Here is a 17471-nt window from a genome sequence, read left to right on the forward strand (position 1 = left end):
CATGGATACCTTGAGCTACCTGGGCCAGGGCTTCGGCGTCGCCCTGAGCCCGTACAACCTGGTCACCGCCCTGACCGGCACCCTCATCGGCACCGTGGTCGGCCTGCTGCCGGGCCTTGGGCCGATTAATGGTGTGGCACTGCTGATCCCCATCGCCTTTGCCCTGGGCCTGCCACCTGAATCGGCGCTGATCCTGCTGGCCGCGGTCTACCTCGGCTGCGAGTATGGCGGAAGGATCAGCTCGATCCTGCTGAACATTCCCGGCGAAGCCTCCACCGTGATGACCACCCTTGACGGCTACCCCATGGCCCGCCAAGGCCTGGCCGGCGTCGCTCTGTCGCTGTCGGCGTGGAGCTCGTTCATCGGCGCCTTCATCGCCACCTGCGGCATGGTGCTATTCGCTCCGCTGCTGGCGAAATGGGCGATCGCCTTCGGGCCCGCCGAATACTTCGTGTTGATGGTGTTCGCCATCGTCGCCCTGGGCGGCATGGCCGGCGACAAACCACTGAAGACCTTCATCGCCGCGCTGATCGGCCTGTTCCTGTCCAGCGTCGGCATCGACGCCAACAGCGGCGTGTACCGCTTTACCGGCGACAGCGTGCACCTGGCCGATGGCATCCAGTTCGTGGTGCTGGTACTGGGTCTGTTCTCCATCAGCGAGATCTTGCTGTTGCTGGAAAAGACCCACCATGGCCACGAAGCGGTGAAGGCCACTGGGCGCATGCTGTTCAACCTCAAGGAAGCCGCTTCGGTGTTCATCGTCAACCTGCGCTGCGGCCTGCTGGGCTTTGTCATGGGCGTACTGCCCGGCGCCGGCGCGACCCTGGCCAGTGCCGTGGCCTACATGACCGAGAAACGCATCGCTGGCGACAAGGGCAAGTTCGGCAAGGGCGACGCGCGCGGCCTGGCCGCTCCGGAAACCGCCATCGGCGCCTCCTGCTGCGGCGCCCTGGTGCCGATGCTGACCCTGGGCGTGCCGGGTTCCGGCACCACCGCGGTAATGATCGGTGCACTGACCCTGTACAACATCACCCCAGGCCCGCTGCTGTTCGAACAGCAACCTGACATTGTCTGGGGGCTGATCGCCTCGCTGTTCATCGCCAACATCATGCTGGTGATCCTGAACATTCCGATGATCCGCATCTTCACCCGCATCCTCGCCGTGCCGAACTGGGCGCTGGTGCCGGTGATCGCGATCATCACCGGGATCGGCGTGTACGCCGTGCATGCGACCACCTTCGATCTGTTCCTGATGGTCGGCATCGGCATCATGGGCTACATCCTGCGCAAGCTGGACTTCCCGCTGTCGCCGATTCTGCTCGGCTTCATCCTGGGCGGGCTGATGGAGCAGAACCTGCGCCGCGCACTATCGATCTCCAACGGCGAGCTGGGCATCCTCTGGTCGAGCCCGATCAGCATGTCGGTGTGGGTGCTGACCTTCTGCATGCTGACCCTGCCGTTGCTGCGCAGCTGGCGTAAACGTAGCCTGCAGCGTCGGGCGATGGCCGATGCCTGATCGGTCACCGCCGTTCTGGGCTACCGGGCTGGTCGGTCTTGCTGGCGGGTTTCTTGCCAGTAAGGTCGGCTGGCCTTTGCCGTGGATGGTCGGCTCGTTGTTGGCAATCATCCTGGTGCGCTGCCTGACACCCTGGCAGCTGTCGGAAATCCCCAATGGCCGCAAGTGCGGGCAGTGGATCATCGGCATCGGTATCGGCCTGCACTTCACCCCAGCGGTCATCGAGCAAGTGGCCAGCCACTTTGGTCTGATCTTCTTCGGGGCACTGTTCACCACGTTGTCAGCAGTGATCAGCGTCTGGCTACTCAGGCGTACCGGCGAAGACCGCGCTACGGCGTTCTTCGCCAGCATGCCGGGGGGCTCGGGTGAGATGGTCAACCTGGGCGCACGCAACGGTGCGGTGCTCAGCCAGGTGGCCGCAGCCCAGAGCCTGCGGGTGTTGGCAGTGGTGCTGTGCGTGCCGGCGCTGTTCAAGTTTTTGCTCGGCGATGGCGTGCCGCTGACCCACGCAGGCAGCGTCAGTTGGGGCTGGCTGACCCTGATCGCGCCGTTTGGTGTGTTGGCCGCGTCGATCTGGCAGCGCCTGCGCCAGCCCAACCCGTGGCTGTTCGGTCCGCTGTTGGTTGCCGCCTGCGTGAGCCTGGCGGGGAACCTGCAGATCGCCCTGCCGCCCGGCGCCAGCCAGATCGGACAGTGGCTGATCGGCAGTGGCTTGGCCTGCCACTTCAACCGGGCGTTCTTTCGCCGGGCGCCGTCCTTCCTGGGGCGGACCTTGCTGGCGACCTTCCTGTGCATGTTGATCGCCGCCAGCGCGGCCTGGGTGTTGAGTGTGATGACCCAGCTGGACCTGCGCTCGCTGACCCTGGGAATGATGCCTGGCGGTATCGCCGAAATGAGCCTGACGGCCGAGACCTTGCAGCTGTCGGTACCGTTGGTGACGGCACTGCAGGTGATGAGGTTGCTGTTCGTGCTGTTTCTGGCCGAGCCGTTGTTCCGGCGCTGGAACACGAACCGACCGTGACGGCGTGCAGTTTTCTTCGCGGGTAAACCCGCTCCCACAAGGCTTATCGCCGCCCCTGTGGGAGCGTTCCCGCGAAGAAGGCCACACGTTTTTTCAGAGCGGCGGCAACGACCAGTTGATCGGCGCCAGCCCACGCTGCTCGAGGAAGCTGTTGGTGCGGCTGAAATGCCCGCATCCGAAGAAGCCCCGATACGCCGACAGCGGCGACGGGTGCACCGACTTGAGTACCAGGTGCCGAGTGCCGTCGATCAGCTTCTGCTTGCTCTGGGCATGCGAGCCCCACAGCAGGAACACCACGTTTTCGCACTGCTCGCTGACCACCTGGATGACCCGATCGGTGAATGGCTGCCAGCCCGCGTTGGCGTGGGAGGCCGCGTTGCCGCGTTGCACGGTCATGGTGGTGTTGAGCAGCAACACCCCCTGCTCCGCCCAGCTTTGCAGGTAACCATGGTTGGGAATCGGCAAGTTGAGGTCGCGGTGCAGCTCTTTGTAGATGTTCACCAGCGACGGCGGCGTCGGCACGCCAGGCTGCACCGAGAAGCACAGGCCATGGGCCTGGCCTGGCCCGTGGTAAGGGTCCTGGCCGAGGATCACCACCTTCACCTTGTCCAGCGGCGTGGAATTGAGCGCGTTGAAGATCAGCGGCCCCGGCGGGTAGATCTCCTTGCCCGCCGCATATTCCTCGCGCAGGAACTCGCGCAGCTTGTGCATGTAGGGTTGGTCGAACTCGGCGCGCAACGCGGCCTTCCAGCCGGGTTCGAGTTTGATGCGATCGTCGTCAGTCATGGGGCCATCCGTAAACAATGGCGCGACACTAGGTAAGCCGCCCGGCCTTGTCAATCGATCCGACCGACGACCGCCATGATCGTCTGTGGGGTCCATACTTGTGCGATGACTACACGAGGTCGCCCATGTCCATTCAATGCGAGGTACTCACAGGCGCCGATGGCGCGCGCATCGGCATCGCCACCCTGGATGCGCCCAAGGCGCTCAATGCCCTGAACCTGCCTATGATCGAGGTCCTCGATGAGCGCCTGCGCGCCTGGGCCAACGATCCGGGCATCGTCTGCGTGCTGCTGCGCGGCAGCGGGCCCAAGGCGTTCTGTGCCGGCGGCGATGTACGTGCGCTGGTCCAGGCCTGCCGCGACCACCCCGGTAGCGTCCCGCCCCTGGCCGCCACCTTCTTCGCCGCCGAGTACCGGCTCGATTATCGCCTGCACACCTATCCCAAGCCCTTGCTGTGCTGGGGGCATGGCCACGTGCTCGGCGGGGGGATGGGCCTTCTGCAGGCCGCGGGCATCCGCATCGTCACTCCCAGCAGCCGGCTGGCCATGCCGGAAATCAGCATCGGGCTGTATCCGGACGTCGGCGCCAGCTGGTTCCTTTCCCGCCTGCCCGGCAAGCTCGGCCTGTTCCTTGGGCTGACTGGCGCGCCGATCAACGCCCGCGATGCCCTGGACCTTGGCCTGGCTGATCGCCTGCTGGGCGAGCATCAGCAAGAAGCCCTGATCGAGGAACTGCTGCAACTGAATTGGCAGGAGCAGACCGCCCTACAGCTGAACAGCCTGCTCAAGGCCGAACAGCACCGGGCCTGCGCCGACCTGCCCGAAGCCCAGTGGTTGCCGCGCCGGGCATTGATCGACGAGCTGCTCGACGTAGCCGACCCTGCTGCCGCCTGGCGGGCGTTATCCGACCTGAGCCGTCATGCCGACCCACTGCTGGCCGAGGCCGGCCGACGCTTGCACGAGGGCTGTCCGCTGACCGCGCACTTGGTGTGGGAGCAGATCCGCCGGGCCAAATACCTGTCGCTGGCCCAAGTGTTCCAGATGGAATTCACCATGAGCCTGAACTGCTGCCGTCACCCGGAGTTCAGCGAGGGCGTGCGTGCCCGTTTGCTGGACAAGGACAACCAGCCGCGCTGGCACTGGCCGGACATCGCCCAGGTGCCAGCGGCGGTGGTCGAAGCGCATTTCACCAAGGTCTGGGAGGGGCGCCATCCCCTGGCTGATCTGGAATGAGCGCCGCTCCGGCAGGCAGACCGGGCTCAAGCCCGGTGATCAACGCCGCCAGTTACGACCGTCGTCCCCGTGCCTGCCATCATGACGACGATTGTTGTCGCCTCGACCATTGGAATGCCAACGGTCGTTCTGCGGCCGGCGATTGTCGTTGCGATAGTCATGACGGTCCCGGTCCCGCCCATAGTCATAGCGATGACGGTTGCCATAGTCGTTGCGCGGATTGCCATGCCATTGATTCACCTGATGCCCCGGGTAAGGCCGATAGTGTGGCGTGGGCGCCGGGCGGTAATAACGAGGTGCGGATTGATAGTAGCGAGGCGCGCTCTGGTAGTAGCGCGGCTGGCTGATGTAGTAACGATCCTGACGGTAATAGCCCGGATAATAGTCGCGGTCGCTTGAGTAGTAGTCCGAGCGGTAGTAACCCGAGCGGTAGTAACCTCCGTCCTCGTAGTAAGGGACGCAGGCGCTGGTGAGGAGTGCCAACAAGGCGATCAGCAGAATTCGTAGGTACATGGCGGCCTCCTGGACCGCGGGAGTGCCCGGCACAGCGGCGCTGGCGAGCATCGATGGCAATACGTACATCGACACCGAATAAGACCGTTGCGCCCGGGTGCAGTGCCATTTTCGCAATGAATTGAAACAGGTTGCCGACAGCCGGAAACACCTTGTCGCCATAACCGGTAGAATGCCTGCTACCTAGACGTCTGGATCCGACATGAACGACAAACAGCGCTGCCCGGCCTGTGGCGCCCTGAATCAGTGCAGCCTGGCCGACCCACGCCTCGCAACGCAGCCCTGCTGGTGTTTCACCGTCACCATCGATCCGGCCGCGCTCAGGGCGCTGCCCGACGAATTGCGCAACAAGGCTTGCCTGTGTCCTCGATGCGCCGAGGTCGATGACCAGCTCAAGGCGGCGCAATCAGCGTCCAACCGCTAGCCCTTTTTTCGAACCGCTCAGTGCCATGCGTCTTGATCGTTTTCTCGCCAACTTGCCCTGCTACAACCGCCAGCAGGTCCGCCTGCTGCTGGTGCAACAGCGCGTGCGCGTCGATGGCGTGGTTGCCACCGACCCGCGCCAGGAAGTACGCGAATTCAGCCGGGTCGAAGTGGACGAGCAAGTACTCCAAGCCGGTCGCCCGGCGCGCTACCTCATGTTGCACAAGCCCAGCGGCTGCGTCAGCGCCACCCAGGATCCGCAGCACCCTACCGTGCTCGACCTGCTGCCGGCCGAACTGCGCGAAGACCTGCACATCGCTGGCCGCCTGGACTACAACACCACCGGGTTGATGATCCTGACCAACGACGGTCAATGGTCGCGGCGCCTGACCCAGCCCAAGACCAAGCTGCCGAAGATCTATCACGTCCAGACCGAAGACGAGATCGGCGAGCACTACGTGGCCAAGTTCCGCGAAGGCTTCTACTTCGCTTTCGAGGACCTCACCACCCTCCCCGCGCAACTGGACATTCTCGGACCGCGCCAGGCGCGGCTGGCAATCGTCGAAGGCCGCTATCACCAGGTAAAGCGCATGTTCGGGCACTTCGACAACAAGGTGGTGGGGCTGCACCGGGAGCGGATGGGCTGCATTGGCCTGGATCCTGCTTTGGCTCCGGGTGAGTATCGTGAACTGACGGCCGAAGAGATCGCCTCGGTCTGAACCTCGAAGCCTCTGCGCAGGTGGGCCCCTGCATAGAGCGGTATAGACAGGTTCATCCCGTTGTTTTTCTCGTGCCATCCCCCTGAACGGCACTTGCGAGATCGCCACCCTGCTGCTTGAATCAAACTCGTCGGTCCGCATGTGACTTATCGGTCACGATTGCAGTCCAAGACGCCTTTTGCCGGTCACCCAGGGTCTCGATGCCCTGGGGCACGGCAAACCGCCCACCTAGAACAAATACCGTCGACGACCGTGCCATGGATCGACACAAGGGCCCCCGGTTTCTCTTCCAGGCGTATGCCTACCTGTCATAAACAACGTGCACCCTAGGTCACGCGAATACCCTTTTTGCGCCAGGAGTCGATGACATGAGGCCAGAAATCGCTGTGCTTGATATCCAAGGTCAGTATCGGGTTTACACGGAGTTCTATCGCGCGGAAGCAGCAGAGAAGACGATCATCCTGATCAACGGATCGCTGGCCACAACGGCCTCTTTCGCCCAGACGGTGCGCAGCCTGCACCCGCATTTCAACGTTGTGTTGTACGACCAGCCCTATGCTGGCAAGTCCAAGCCGCACAACCATCAGGAACGGCTGATCACCAAGGAGACCGAGGCGCACATTCTCCTGGAGCTGATCGAGCACTTCCAGGCCGACCATGTGATGTCGTTCTCCTGGGGCGGTGCCTGTGCCCTGCTGGCGCTGGCGCACCAGCCGAGCCGAGTGAAGAAGGCCGTGGTCAGTTCGTTCTCGCCGATCATCAACGAGCCAATGCGCGACTACCTGGCGCGCGGTTGCCAGTACCTGGCCGCCTGCGACCGCTACCAGGTGGGCAACCTGGTCAACGACACCATCGGCAAGTACCTGCCGTCGCTGTTCAAGCGCTTCAACTACCGCCATGTGAGTAGCCTGGACAGCCATGAGTACGCGCAAATGCACTTCCACATCAACCAGGTGCTGGATCATGATCTGGAGCGAGCCCTGAAATCGGCGCGCAACATCGACATCCCGGTGCTGTTCATCAATGGCGACCGTGACGAGTACACCACCGTCGAGGATGCGCGGCATTTCAGCCAGCACGTGGTCCAAAGCCATTTCAGCGTCATCCGCGATGCCGGTCACTTCCTGGATATCGAGCACAAGAGCGCGTGCGAGGACACCCGGGCCGCGATGCTTGGCTTCCTCAACCCGACGCTGCGCCAACCCCGTCAACGCAGTCACTACGTACAGGGGCAGCATGCACTGGCTATCTGAGTGGTTCGGCGACGTCTAGCCCTTGTAGTGCCCCGGGCTACACGTCGCCGACAGGCCTTTTTGCACGGCCGGGCTTCTCATGACTGGCGTGTTCTGGTAAAAATGTCGGCTTCTGAAGCGGGTATAGTTGAATGGTACAACTATAGCTTCCCAAGCTATCGGTGAGGGTTCGATTCCCTCTACCCGCTCCACTCCTCCTTTCCACGGATTTCCGCGAACGTCCGCTGAGCCATCCAAGTCATTGAAGATAAACGGTTTTTTCTTCTGACTCGATCCACAGACGTCCACTGAAATCCAAGCCAAGCCACGATTTTTTAGTCCATTATTTAGTCCATCTTTAGGACGGCGCGGCTTTCGGATTGTTGCTGGGAGAGCGGATCGATCGTGATCAGCATCTGGTTCCTGACCCGTATTCAGGAGCTAGAACATGCCACTGTCCGATCTTGCTGTCCGCAAAGCCAAGGCGACCGGTAAGGCATACACCCTTTTCGATCTGGATGGACTCTCACTGGCCGTAGGGCCGGGCGGGGGCAAATCCTGGCATTTCCGCTACCAGTGGTTCGGCAAGCAAAAACGGATGTCGCTGGGGAGCTACCCAGAACTCTCGCTGCGAGACGCCCGCACCCTGCGGGATGAGGCGCGCGCCTTGCTGGCCAGGGACATCAATCCCCGCGCCCACCGCAAGCAGAAACGGGCCACCGCCAAGCTCACCAGCGAGTACACCTTCAAGGCAGTCTTCGTGAAATGGCTCGGCCATCGGGGCTTGACCTTTGAAGAAGGCCGTCAGACCAGCCAGTCCCTGATCCCCCGAATCTTTGCCAAGGACGTCCTCCCGCTCCTGGGAAATCGGGCTATCTACGAAATCAGACGAACGGATCTGTTAGAGGTCATCGGCAACATCGAGCGGCGCAAGGCGCTATCGGTAGCAGAAAAGGTCCGGACCTGGTTCAACCAGATGTTCCGCTACGCCTTGGTGGTCGTGCCAGGCCTTGAACACAACCCAGCCTCGGACCTGGATGTGGTTGCCGTACCGCTGCCGCCTGTTAACCACAACCCATTCCTGCGCATGGCCGAACTCCCGAAGTACCTGCAGCGCGTGCGCAGGTACCGCGGCCGGCTACAAACTCAATTGGGATTGCGGTTGCTGATGCTGACAGGGGTGCGCACCGGCGAACTGCGCCAGGCTACCCCCGACCAGTTCAACCTGGATGAAGGCCTATGGTTCATCCCCGCAACTGTCGTCAAGCAGCTCAAGACCGACATGCGTCGAAAGCGCCAAGTGCCACACAATATTCCGCCCTACATCGTGCCGCTTTCGGTGCAGGCCATTGAGATCGTTCGCTACCTGCTGGAGCAGTTCAAACCGGCCCAGCGCTATCTGCTGCGCGGAGACGTCGATATTAAAGCCCGTGTCAGTGAGAACACCCTCAACGGCGCCCTAAAAAGGATGGGATATCAGGACCTGCTGACCGGCCACGGCATGCGCGCCACCATGTCCACCGCGCTCAATGAAATTGGATATCCGAAGGTCTGGGTGGACGCCCAGCTCTCCCACGTTGATCCCAACAAGGTCAGTGCGACCTACAACCACGCCGAGTATGTCGAACAGCGGCGACGCATGATGCAGGACTGGGCCGACCGGTTAGACCTATTTGAGCAAAACAAGGTGGAAGCCGCGAGCATGCCGCTCACGCTGCGCATGGAGGACGTGCCAAGTCTTGAAGAAGGCAAGCATCGCCCACCGCCGGCAGCTGCACCGATTCTGCTCATCACCCCGTCGTCCGACGCGGCGCCTTTGGTTAAAGCATCAGCTCATCGCCTCCCCGCGGTGCAACTGCCTCGCGCGGCAAGGGAAGAGCCCGTATCTGATGTCCAACGGAAACGAATGGAGCTGGTTGACCTCTTCGAGGCCCCCCACAACCTTCCTGTCGCCGAGTACGCCAAGATGGCGGGCAAGTCGCGGCGCTGGATCAGTTATGAGGTGAAGGCTGGCAACTTGCTGGCATTGAACCTCGGCAACCGAGGCCAGCGTGTGCCGGACTGGCACCTGGACCCTGCTAAGCACGCCCTGATCCAGGCATTGCTCAAGCTCAACCGTAGCGCGGAGCCATGGAGCATCTACCATGCCCTGACAGGGCCGTGCCCGGGTTTACGCAAGCGCTCAGCCATTGAGGCGGTGACCTTCGACAACCTCAACAAACTCATCAGTCTGGTTTCTGCGATGGTCAAAGAGGGGGAATGGGCGAATGTCGGTACTTACTAGCGGTGGACTTCGGCAATAGCGGCATTCTGTTGGGCAAACAGATTGCCTCTCCTAAGGGGCATCCAAACCTGGATCGGTTCTGATTGTGTGTGGCATTTCAGCCAATTTGGCAGAAAAGCTGCAATTTGATGCGCCTTCTCAGATCCATCCTGTTCTGCTGTTGGCGTGAAGATGTTCGGATTACTCAGGGCGAACTATGATGCAGCGACCAACAAGCCCACCGAATGCAAGGATGAACAATGGCTGACTATTTCAGTGATCGTGAGCGTGGACCCCGGCCAAGAATAGAGCAGGAAATGAATCCGATAGCTTGGGCTGGCATCGTTGCGACTGTGGAAGCGCTGGCAAACAAAGGCGCCTTCGGACACAGCTATCCAGAGCAGTGTCCGGATGGAGGCGCTATCTCTGGCAACGACATTCAAGGTTTGACTGGGGCCATTGAGGCAGAACTGCACGGCTTGTCATGGCCATTGCAAACCCAGTACGACCCCGATCCGGACTCCTACCTCAGTAAAAAGGAGCCGTGGTGTCCTCCAACCCTGCTAGCGCTCGATTTGATCGAGTTCGTCTGGAGAAAAGTCGCAACGCCCATAAATTTTGGTAAGTATCACGATTACTACCGACATCACCATTTGACATTTGATCAGGACAGCGGACGTCAGGAGTTCTGCAAGAACGTAAATCTTATTCTTGCGCGTAATGGCTTGGCCTACGAGCTGAACCCTGACGGTAAAATTCGGCGCATATTACCGGCAGTGATTGGTGAGGCCTTGTCTAGAACTTACTTTCGAACAGGGGATAGGACATTAGATGTCCTATTGGAAGAGAGCCGCATAAAGTTCTCCAGCCCAGACCCTCTAATTCGTCGCGAAGCTCTGGAACGTCTATTCGATTCATGGGAAAGAATTAAGTCCATGGCTCATCAGGACAAGAAAAAATCCATCACAACTATATTGGATCGATGCGCCAGTGAGCCTGAGTTTCGGTCGATGCTAGAAGCAGAGGCGATCGAACTTTCCAGAATTGGAAACAATCACCTTTTTCGACACCATGAAGTACGACAAAAGCCGGTCATTGACGTGCAGCAGGTGGACTATTTGTATCACCGCTTGTTTGCAATGATTGAACTAGTCATCCGCAAGAACGTAAAAGGTTAGAAAGTGGCACACCCGTGATATCGATGACTTCACTCGACTTTGTCAATGTGGAACGGAAGTAGAGAATCCAGGAGTTGCTTGTGGGAACCATTATTGATCTAACCGTTGGAGGCCTCGAAGTCGATTGGAGCAAAAACCATAGAGGCATTGACCATGGCATGCTATTCCAAGACTGCGATCGGCAATACGTGCGCTCTGATCAAATTGATTACAACTATCTCCAGGAGCGTGGACTAAGCGCGGCTGACAGAGAAATGGCGTTTAGCCGGCCGTTGCGTACACTCGTCCCTCGACTGGAACTCCTCGGATACCGCATTGAGACGGTCCGCCATGTTTACGAACAGTTGGCGAAGCAATGGAAAGAAAGCCGGGCTACGAACGGTGAGTTACATGAAGGCCCTGTAGAGCCTCTGAGCTTTGATGAGCTTCTGAGCTTTGTAAAAGCTCATGCAATACAGTCCCTTAATGATGAATATGTTGAGGATCTGGGCGACGAAGGCACCAAAGCTATTCGTGGTCGATTTGAAGGATCCGAATTCGCTGAGCGAATCCCATCTGACTCAGAATGCTTCTCCAATGCATATTCCGAGCGCAGCTATTTTGGCGTGCTAATCACCTTTTTACCGACGTACGCTGTCCTAAGATTGCTCGCGGAAAATCCAGTAAACCTAGACTTGGATGTCGTCTGGCAATATGGCCCACTCGTTCATGCGGGCTGGGCCGACGTCTCGGAGTTCGTGCCTTGTGCGCGTCGTGAGCAAACAATCCTGATCGCAACCGAGGGATCATCCGATATCCATATCTTGAAACGTGCGATTGAGTTACTTCGTCCGGAAGTGGCAGATTTCTTCCGCTTTATAGACATCAGCGAGCGACATCCATTTTCGGGGACGGGCAGCCTGGTTAAGTTCGCTGAAGGCCTAGCCAAGATTGATGTACAAAACCAAGTCATCTTTCTATTGGATAACGATGCAGAAGGCGTTGATGCATATGAGAACATTCAACGCTTCAAGCTTCCAGCCAACATGCGCGCAATGGTCCTTCCAGCGCTTGATGAGTTCCGAAGCTTCCCAGCCCGAGGCCCAGAGGGAATCAACAATAGCGATATCAACGGCCGAGCGGCAGCAATTGAGTGCTATCTTGATCTCAACTTGCCCAATTACGCCCCCGCCACTGTAGTTTGGACGAACTACAAAAAAGAGCGAGAAATTTATCAAGGCTCGCTGGAATTCAAGGATACGTACACGCGCGCATTCATGGCTCTGACTGCCGAGACTATACAAACCTGCAATTACGATACTCGAAAGCTAGAGCACGTGCTGAGCTCACTCTTCGAGGAAAGTAGCTTGCTGGTGGCATCCGCCATGGCGTCCTCTAGTTGATGATGCTTCGCCCTTCTTCGTCTCGATGGTTTAAGGGCACTCTAAGATGCGCCAACCCTAAAGGTAGCCGTCGAGCCCCCACATCAGACGAACCTCATTCAGCACCTCTACAAAGACAGAAACAGTAGGCAGGCGGCCTGCGACACTCGCATAAAACGCCAGCATTAATGACGTTTGGTCGCGATGGGGTTCCACACGAAACGCTAAGCTGTGCACCGACTACAACCAATTGCTTTTTGCGCCCGCAAAATTATCGCCACTCGCAACAAGACAATCCTTAAGAACCAAAAAATTCGGTCGATACTCAAGGTGAGGCATTCCTCAAGGAGATCGGTCATGAATGGCAAGTTTCCGTTAGTTGTCGCGATAGCAATGTTGGGTGCGTTTCCGTTGTCCCAAGCAGAAACACTCGTGGGGTCCGGTGTCATACGCTTTACCGGCAATGTAGTTGAATCCCCCTGCACAACTTCATTCGATTCCACCGGTTGGCGTATGGATGCTTGTCCCACCCCCTCCCGTAACATTGATGTCAGTGTGCACCCTGTCCGACCCAAAACGTCGCTCAGCTCATCTGACTCCACGTCGGTAAAGGCTAAGTTAGTCTTCAGCAGCACCACCGAGGGCCGCTACTTCGATCAGCAATACAAACTGGTGGACCGCGCTGGCAAGCCAGTAACCACCGGCAATTACCTCGTTACCATTACAATGCCTTGAGCCATCGGGGGCGTCCCTTGTGTCGCGACGCCCCTTGCCTCCTAATGAACCGGCTTGAAAGCCAAGAATTCCTCCATGGCATGGAATTCGAGCTGTTTGGCCATACGAGTCGGGGTCAAATACTCGACCATATTGGCAAATATGGCATCTGGATCACGCAGGTCTGTGTCGGTGTAAACGATGATGGGAATACCACGCTTGCGGAAGTACGCTTTCAGCTTACGCATCTCCTTCTCAAAGTTTTCCTGCGCCTCTTCGTTGATCTGCTTCTGAGTTTTATCTTTAGTTCGCTCGAGTCTTCCGTGAGTGGACCAAGGGGACAGCTCGAAGCCAACTTTGGAAAGGGTAAAGGGATCAATGATGGTGAAATCGAGCCGATACTCATGTCGGGCGACTTTTCCGCCGTAGCGTAACTCCGGTATCAACAGAGGGACCTCTAACGGGTTCTCGCTCTCTTGGACGAATGTGCAGTAGCGCTTGGCGATCTCCATCTCGTGCTTCGATCCAGAGTTGCGTACCAACGTCTGGCGGAAGAACGTGAGGTAGTGATCAACGGAAGCGAACTCTATTCGGTCATCTTCATCGGGAATTACGAAGCCGGTCTGCAGGACATGGCCGATGGTCCAGTAGTTGGGTCTGAAATGCCGGATCTCGCTTTTGTCGTTCTCCCACGCCCCATTCTTGAATCGGGGAGTCACGAGCAGGCCGTAGGAAGCGTTTTCCTGGCCGATCCAAATCTCGGCGTCCTCAACCTCGGGACGCTTTCGGGTGAGAGCGTCGTAGTTGCGCAGATAGGTCCTGGTGAGAAAGAGCCTGAACCACAGCATCACTTTTTCGGAATTTTTGATGTGCGAATGGGCATCGAAATAGGTGTTGCCTGGACGAGCTGCGCGCCCAAGGCTTTCAAGTACGTCAAGGAATCCACGGACATAGAGCGCGATGAATTGCTCGGGCGAATCTATGACTTCGTGTTTGATGTCGATGTACTCAGCGTACTTGCCGCCGTAGGTGGCATTGAGCGAGTGCTCGTTGCGGTAACCGGTAATCGCCAGAACCTCATCCTTGAGCTCGCCATCTTCTCTGTCAGTTCAGCGATCTTGCGATTACGAAGTGTCTTTGCTGGATCTCTGGGTGCCACCGCTCTTCCCCCGTTCCCTGTTAGCCACGCAGTGATCTCCGCGTTCGCGAACATGGAGCTCAGATGCAGTGGTCCTTTTGCCCTAAAAATGCCAGCGAATTTTCTCACGGGAGAAGCGTGCATTGCTACAAAACCCTAGCTAAGAACTGGTACGGGGGCCCGTCACGGTCTGCACGGCAGCGGTAGCTGGATCTATCGCGTGCTTGTCAGCCAAGCTCGTCGAATCCTGGCTATCAATGCACCATCGGCCATCGATACACAGAAACCGATCCGTCAGACAGGCTTCGAGCAGCTGGGGGACTGTAGCGCTGAAGAAACCGGCTCCACCGACGCCTACAGTGGGTTCCAGTTGCAACTGAGCCACGGGGACATCCTTGAGGCAAGGATAAAAACCCTCAGGCGGAAATCGACCACCGAACTCGGTACGCAGGCGTTCCTTCCCCATGCTCTTTACCAGGGTCAGATAGCGATCGCTTCGCATGAGCCACAAGGCTCGAACCCCTTCAGATCGGTAGCGCTCCTGACGGCGGCGATAGTCGCGCAATGACTGATAAGAGCGTTGGATCTCCACGGCCAGCTTGACCCCGCTGCGCTCCGCCCACACGTCAGCTTGCCATTTGCCCCCACTGCCATGGCCGGGAACCTCCAGCGCTGCCTGACACCCTAGGTTCTGCAGTTCGCTGCGTACCAACAGCTTTGCGGCCAGATGCCACTGGCTCTCTTCGGAGGTACTGCAAGCGCCTCCTGCATGGGCAAAGAAGGGAAATCCGTTTGGGCTGATTTTTGGGATGGCGGGTGCCGAGCAACACGGCATAAGTAACTCGCCAACCTGGTAGCTCGCCTGCAGCGCCAGCCATTGACTAGCCGTCATCTGGAGAGCGTTGGCTACCCCACGACCGTCAGCGAACGAAGCTTCGATCACCATCACCATCCAGCGTACCTCCATTGTCTCGATCGGCAGGCAGTCGGGTACTCCTGCTCGCATCAACGGCCCCTAACCAGTGCTTGGTGGGTTTGCGTATCCATGTTGACTGAGGGCGCCCCCCGTAAGCCGCCTGCCTTCAATGTAGCTCTCAAACGCTGGCATGACGCACTGGATGGATTGTCGTGGCGCCCCCTGGACGAGAGTGGAGGTGAGCGAGAGTGAGTAGACGAGAGCTTCGTTTGTATGGGAGGATTCAGTCCGCGATGTAGTCCATTTCAATTTTCTCATCGCGTAAAAACCCTTGTTAAACAAAGGGTTGTGAACCGGGTGCAAGTCGCATCACCCGCTCCACTTTCCTCCAGGCGCAGCCCGCGCCGATCCAGCCTTAATCAATACAAGCCCCCATCGCCTATCGCGAGGCGCGCCTGTTCGTATCTACGTAGTCCTGGACAATCCAAAGGTCGCTATCCATCGCAGGCTCCGCCAGTTTCCGGGATTGTGAACCTCCCCTTCGCTGCCCAATCTCCGCTGTTCTTGACCTAGCCCATAGCCATCATCGACCCGATCAGCTTGAATGCTGTCCGTGGGCTCGCAAGCGAAGCGGCCTCAGGACACTTATGCTGATCAGCACCCCGAAACATTTCCAAGGACGCGTGCATGTTTCTCTCCCGCTGGCTACCGGGCCTGGCCAATCTGCTGCACTACCGCCGCGAGTGGTTCCACGCTGACCTTCAGGCCGGCCTTTCGGTGGCCGCGATCCAGATCCCCATTGCCATCGCCTACGCCCAGATCGTCGGCCTGCCACCCCAGTACGGGCTATACGCCTGCGTGCTGCCGATGATCGTCTATGCCCTGGTCGGCAGCTCCCGCCAACTCATGGTCGGCCCGGACGCCGCTACTTGCGCCATGATCGCCGGCGCCGTCGCCCCACTGGCGATGGGCGATCCGCACCGCATCGCCGAGCTTTCGGTGATCGTCACGGTGCTGGTCGGCGTGATGCTGATCGCCGCCGGCTTCGCGCGGGCGGGCTTCATCGCCAGCTTCTTCTCGCGTCCCATCCTGATCGGCTACCTCAACGGTATCGGCCTGAGTCTGATCGCCGGGCAGATGAGCAAGGTGGTGGGGTTCAAGATCGAAGGCGACGGTTTCATCCTTAGCCTGATCAACTTTCTCCAGCGCCTGGGCGAGATCCACTGGCTGACCCTGGCCATCGGCCTGGTCGGCCTGGGCCTGCTGGTCTGGCTGCCGCGACGCTACCCCCGCTTGCCGGCAGCGCTGGTGACCGTGGCGGTATTCACCTTGCTGGCCGGCCTGTTCGGCCTCGACCGCTTCGGCGTCGCCATTCTCGGCCCGGTGCCAGCAGGCATTCCGGAGCTGGCATGGCCGCAAAGCACCCTGGCGGAAACCAAAAGCCTGTTGCGCGATGCCCTGGGCATCGCCACCGTCAGTTTCTGCAGCGCGATGCTCACCGCTCGCAGCTTCGCCGCCCGCCACGGCTATGCGATCAATGCCAACCACGAGTTCGTTGCCCTCGGCGTGAGCAACCTGGCGGCGGGGATGTCCCAGGGCTTTGCCATCAGCGGCGCCGACTCGCGCACGGCGGTCAACGACATGGTCGGAGGCAAGAGCCAACTGGTCGGAATCATCGCCGCGCTGGTGATCGCCTTGATTCTGCTGTTCTTCACCGCCCCCATGGCGTGGATTCCCCAGGCGGCGCTGGGCGCCGTCTTGTTGATGGCCGGCTGGGGGCTGATCGATGTGAAGTCCCTGAGCAAGATCCACAAGCTCAGCCGCTTCGAATTCTGGCTGTGCCTGCTCACCACCGCCGGCGTCCTCAGCCTGGGTGTGCTGCCTGGGATCATCTTCGCCGTGACCCTGGCGATCCTGCGCCTGCTGTACAGCATCTATCAGCCCACCGACGCCGTCCTTGGCTGGCTGCCCGGCGTCGAGGGCCAGGTCGACGTTCGCCATCACCCCGAAGCGCGGACGGTGCCGGGCCTTGTGGTGTATCGCTTCGACGACGCGATCCTGTTTTTCAACGCCGACTACTTCAAGATGCGCCTGCTCGATGCCGTCCAAGGTGAGAGCAAGCCCCAGGCCGTACTGTTCGACGCCGAGGCGGTGACCAGCATCGACGTCAGCGGCGTCGCTGCCCTGCGCGAGGCGCGCGACACCCTCGCCGCCCAAGGTATCTACTTCGCCATCGCCCGCGCCCGTGGCAACTTCCTGCGCATGCTGGTGCGCTCAGGCATGGCACGGGAAATGGAAGAAAAGCTGCTGTTCGGCTCGGTGCGTGCAGGGATTCGGGCGTATCGGGTGTGGCGCAACCGCACACGCCGACATCCGGTACTCGAACCGTAAGCAGTCCGTGGCCCGGTCACGAGCAGGCACGCGCTGGGGAGGCCTGGCCTAGGCAAGCGCGGTGCGCG

16 protein-coding genes and 1 tRNA gene are annotated in these 17471 nt (G+C 59.5%); 13 read left to right on the top strand and 4 right to left on the bottom strand.

All coding sequences use genetic code 11. The annotated features are described in order from the left end of the window. Position 1: 1 nt before the first annotated feature. Together DQ397_RS21935 and DQ397_RS21940 are read left to right on the top strand one after the other, a co-directional pair. Positions 2–1516 carry a tripartite tricarboxylate transporter permease gene (locus DQ397_RS21935; RefSeq protein WP_043206453.1) on the top strand — a complete coding sequence of 505 codons (1515 nt, stop codon included), beginning with the start codon at positions 2–4 and terminating at the stop codon, positions 1514–1516. Beyond that, the gene (locus tag DQ397_RS21940; RefSeq protein ID WP_043206452.1) at positions 1509–2537 is read left to right on the top strand and encodes an AbrB family transcriptional regulator; all 1029 of its coding nucleotides are present in this window, start codon (positions 1509–1511) and stop codon (positions 2535–2537) included. The genes DQ397_RS21935 and DQ397_RS21940 overlap by 8 nt, the downstream gene beginning before the upstream one ends. A gap of 93 nt (positions 2538–2630) precedes the next feature. Here DQ397_RS21940 and ung read toward each other — a convergent pair whose 3' ends face one another. Then, entirely contained in the window at positions 2631–3323 is a 693-nt protein-coding gene (ung, locus tag DQ397_RS21945; protein ID WP_043206451.1) for a uracil-DNA glycosylase, read from the bottom strand. A gap of 125 nt (positions 3324–3448) precedes the next feature. On the opposite strand from ung, the gene DQ397_RS21950 reads away from it, so the two are divergent. After that, complete coding sequence (locus tag DQ397_RS21950; protein WP_043206450.1) at positions 3449–4555, top strand: enoyl-CoA hydratase/isomerase family protein; 1107 nt, start codon at positions 3449–3451, stop codon at positions 4553–4555. A gap of 39 nt (positions 4556–4594) precedes the next feature. Here DQ397_RS21950 and DQ397_RS21955 read toward each other — a convergent pair whose 3' ends face one another. Next, a complete protein-coding gene (locus tag DQ397_RS21955; protein WP_043206449.1) occupies positions 4595–5068 on the bottom strand; it encodes a hypothetical protein in 474 nt (157 codons plus the stop codon). Between the two features lie 202 nt (positions 5069–5270). Here DQ397_RS21955 and DQ397_RS21960 point away from each other — a divergent pair, with 202 nt between their 5' ends. From DQ397_RS21960 to DQ397_RS21995, 8 genes are all read left to right on the top strand, one after another. Continuing rightward, positions 5271–5492 (top strand): cysteine-rich CWC family protein, encoded by a 222-nt coding sequence (locus DQ397_RS21960; protein WP_043206448.1) that lies wholly within the window; start codon positions 5271–5273, stop codon positions 5490–5492. A gap of 25 nt (positions 5493–5517) precedes the next feature. After that, a complete protein-coding gene (locus tag DQ397_RS21965; protein ID WP_043206447.1) occupies positions 5518–6210 on the top strand; it encodes a pseudouridine synthase in 693 nt (230 codons plus the stop codon). 368 nt (positions 6211–6578) lie between these two features. Then, entirely contained in the window at positions 6579–7463 is an 885-nt protein-coding gene (locus DQ397_RS21970) for an alpha/beta fold hydrolase (RefSeq protein ID WP_043206446.1), read from the top strand. A gap of 117 nt (positions 7464–7580) precedes the next feature. Beyond that, positions 7581–7654 (top strand) — tRNA-Gly (locus DQ397_RS21975). Positions 7655–7890: 236 nt separating this feature from the next. Then, the gene (locus DQ397_RS21980) at positions 7891–9726 is read left to right on the top strand and encodes an integrase arm-type DNA-binding domain-containing protein (protein ID WP_043206445.1); all 1836 of its coding nucleotides are present in this window, start codon (positions 7891–7893) and stop codon (positions 9724–9726) included. A 239-nt stretch (positions 9727–9965) separates the two neighbouring features. Next, positions 9966–10883 (top strand): AbiJ-NTD4 domain-containing protein, encoded by a 918-nt coding sequence (locus tag DQ397_RS21985; protein ID WP_043206444.1) that lies wholly within the window; start codon positions 9966–9968, stop codon positions 10881–10883. An 80-nt stretch (positions 10884–10963) separates the two neighbouring features. After that, positions 10964–12265 (top strand): HEPN/Toprim-associated domain-containing protein, encoded by a 1302-nt coding sequence (locus DQ397_RS21990; protein ID WP_043206443.1) that lies wholly within the window; start codon positions 10964–10966, stop codon positions 12263–12265. A gap of 336 nt (positions 12266–12601) precedes the next feature. Next, positions 12602–12979, top strand: a complete 378-nt coding sequence (locus DQ397_RS21995) for a hypothetical protein (protein WP_052352317.1) — start codon at positions 12602–12604, stop codon at positions 12977–12979. Positions 12980–13020: 41 nt separating this feature from the next. Here the strand turns inward: DQ397_RS21995 and DQ397_RS24650 are convergent, their stop codons facing one another. After that, a complete protein-coding gene (locus DQ397_RS24650) occupies positions 13021–13470 on the bottom strand; it encodes a hypothetical protein (RefSeq protein WP_202959330.1) in 450 nt (149 codons plus the stop codon). A gap of 54 nt (positions 13471–13524) precedes the next feature. On the opposite strand from DQ397_RS24650, the gene DQ397_RS24655 reads away from it, so the two are divergent. Continuing rightward, the gene (locus DQ397_RS24655) at positions 13525–14256 is read left to right on the top strand and encodes a hypothetical protein (RefSeq protein ID WP_202959329.1); all 732 of its coding nucleotides are present in this window, start codon (positions 13525–13527) and stop codon (positions 14254–14256) included. Here DQ397_RS24655 and DQ397_RS22005 read toward each other — a convergent pair whose 3' ends face one another. After that, positions 14257–15048 (bottom strand): competence protein CoiA, encoded by a 792-nt coding sequence (locus tag DQ397_RS22005; RefSeq protein ID WP_052352314.1) that lies wholly within the window; start codon positions 15046–15048, stop codon positions 14257–14259. It lies immediately after the preceding gene. Positions 15049–15699: 651 nt separating this feature from the next. Here DQ397_RS22005 and DQ397_RS22010 point away from each other — a divergent pair. After that, complete coding sequence (locus DQ397_RS22010) at positions 15700–17403, top strand: SulP family inorganic anion transporter (RefSeq protein ID WP_043206442.1); 1704 nt, start codon at positions 15700–15702, stop codon at positions 17401–17403. Positions 17404–17471: the final 68 nt, after the last annotated feature.

This window comes from Pseudomonas sp. CK-NBRI-02, from assembly GCF_008124495.1.
In the GTDB taxonomy this organism is placed as follows: Bacteria; Pseudomonadota; Gammaproteobacteria; order Pseudomonadales; family Pseudomonadaceae; genus Aquipseudomonas; species Aquipseudomonas guariconensis.

Bases quoted from the DNA above. Each gene is read 5' to 3' on its own strand.
- DQ397_RS21935 (WP_043206453.1), top strand. From the start codon at position 2: ATGGATACCTTGAGCTACCTGGGCCAGGGCTTCGGCGTCGCCCTGAGC.
- DQ397_RS21940 (WP_043206452.1), top strand. From the start codon at position 1,509: ATGCCTGATCGGTCACCGCCGTTCTGGGCTACCGGGCTGGTCGGTCTT.
- ung (WP_043206451.1), bottom strand. From the start codon at position 3,323: ATGACTGACGACGATCGCATCAAACTCGAACCCGGCTGGAAGGCCGCG.
- DQ397_RS21950 (WP_043206450.1), top strand. From the start codon at position 3,449: ATGTCCATTCAATGCGAGGTACTCACAGGCGCCGATGGCGCGCGCATC.
- DQ397_RS21955 (WP_043206449.1), bottom strand. From the start codon at position 5,068: ATGTACCTACGAATTCTGCTGATCGCCTTGTTGGCACTCCTCACCAGC.
- DQ397_RS21960 (WP_043206448.1), top strand. From the start codon at position 5,271: ATGAACGACAAACAGCGCTGCCCGGCCTGTGGCGCCCTGAATCAGTGC.
- DQ397_RS21965 (WP_043206447.1), top strand. From the start codon at position 5,518: ATGCGTCTTGATCGTTTTCTCGCCAACTTGCCCTGCTACAACCGCCAG.
- DQ397_RS21970 (WP_043206446.1), top strand. From the start codon at position 6,579: ATGAGGCCAGAAATCGCTGTGCTTGATATCCAAGGTCAGTATCGGGTT.
- DQ397_RS21980 (WP_043206445.1), top strand. From the start codon at position 7,891: ATGCCACTGTCCGATCTTGCTGTCCGCAAAGCCAAGGCGACCGGTAAG.
- DQ397_RS21985 (WP_043206444.1), top strand. From the start codon at position 9,966: ATGGCTGACTATTTCAGTGATCGTGAGCGTGGACCCCGGCCAAGAATA.
- DQ397_RS21995 (WP_052352317.1), top strand. From the start codon at position 12,602: ATGAATGGCAAGTTTCCGTTAGTTGTCGCGATAGCAATGTTGGGTGCG.
- DQ397_RS24650 (WP_202959330.1), bottom strand. From the start codon at position 13,470: ATGGAGATCGCCAAGCGCTACTGCACATTCGTCCAAGAGAGCGAGAAC.
- DQ397_RS22005 (WP_052352314.1), bottom strand. From the start codon at position 15,048: ATGGTGATGGTGATCGAAGCTTCGTTCGCTGACGGTCGTGGGGTAGCC.
- DQ397_RS22010 (WP_043206442.1), top strand. From the start codon at position 15,700: ATGTTTCTCTCCCGCTGGCTACCGGGCCTGGCCAATCTGCTGCACTAC.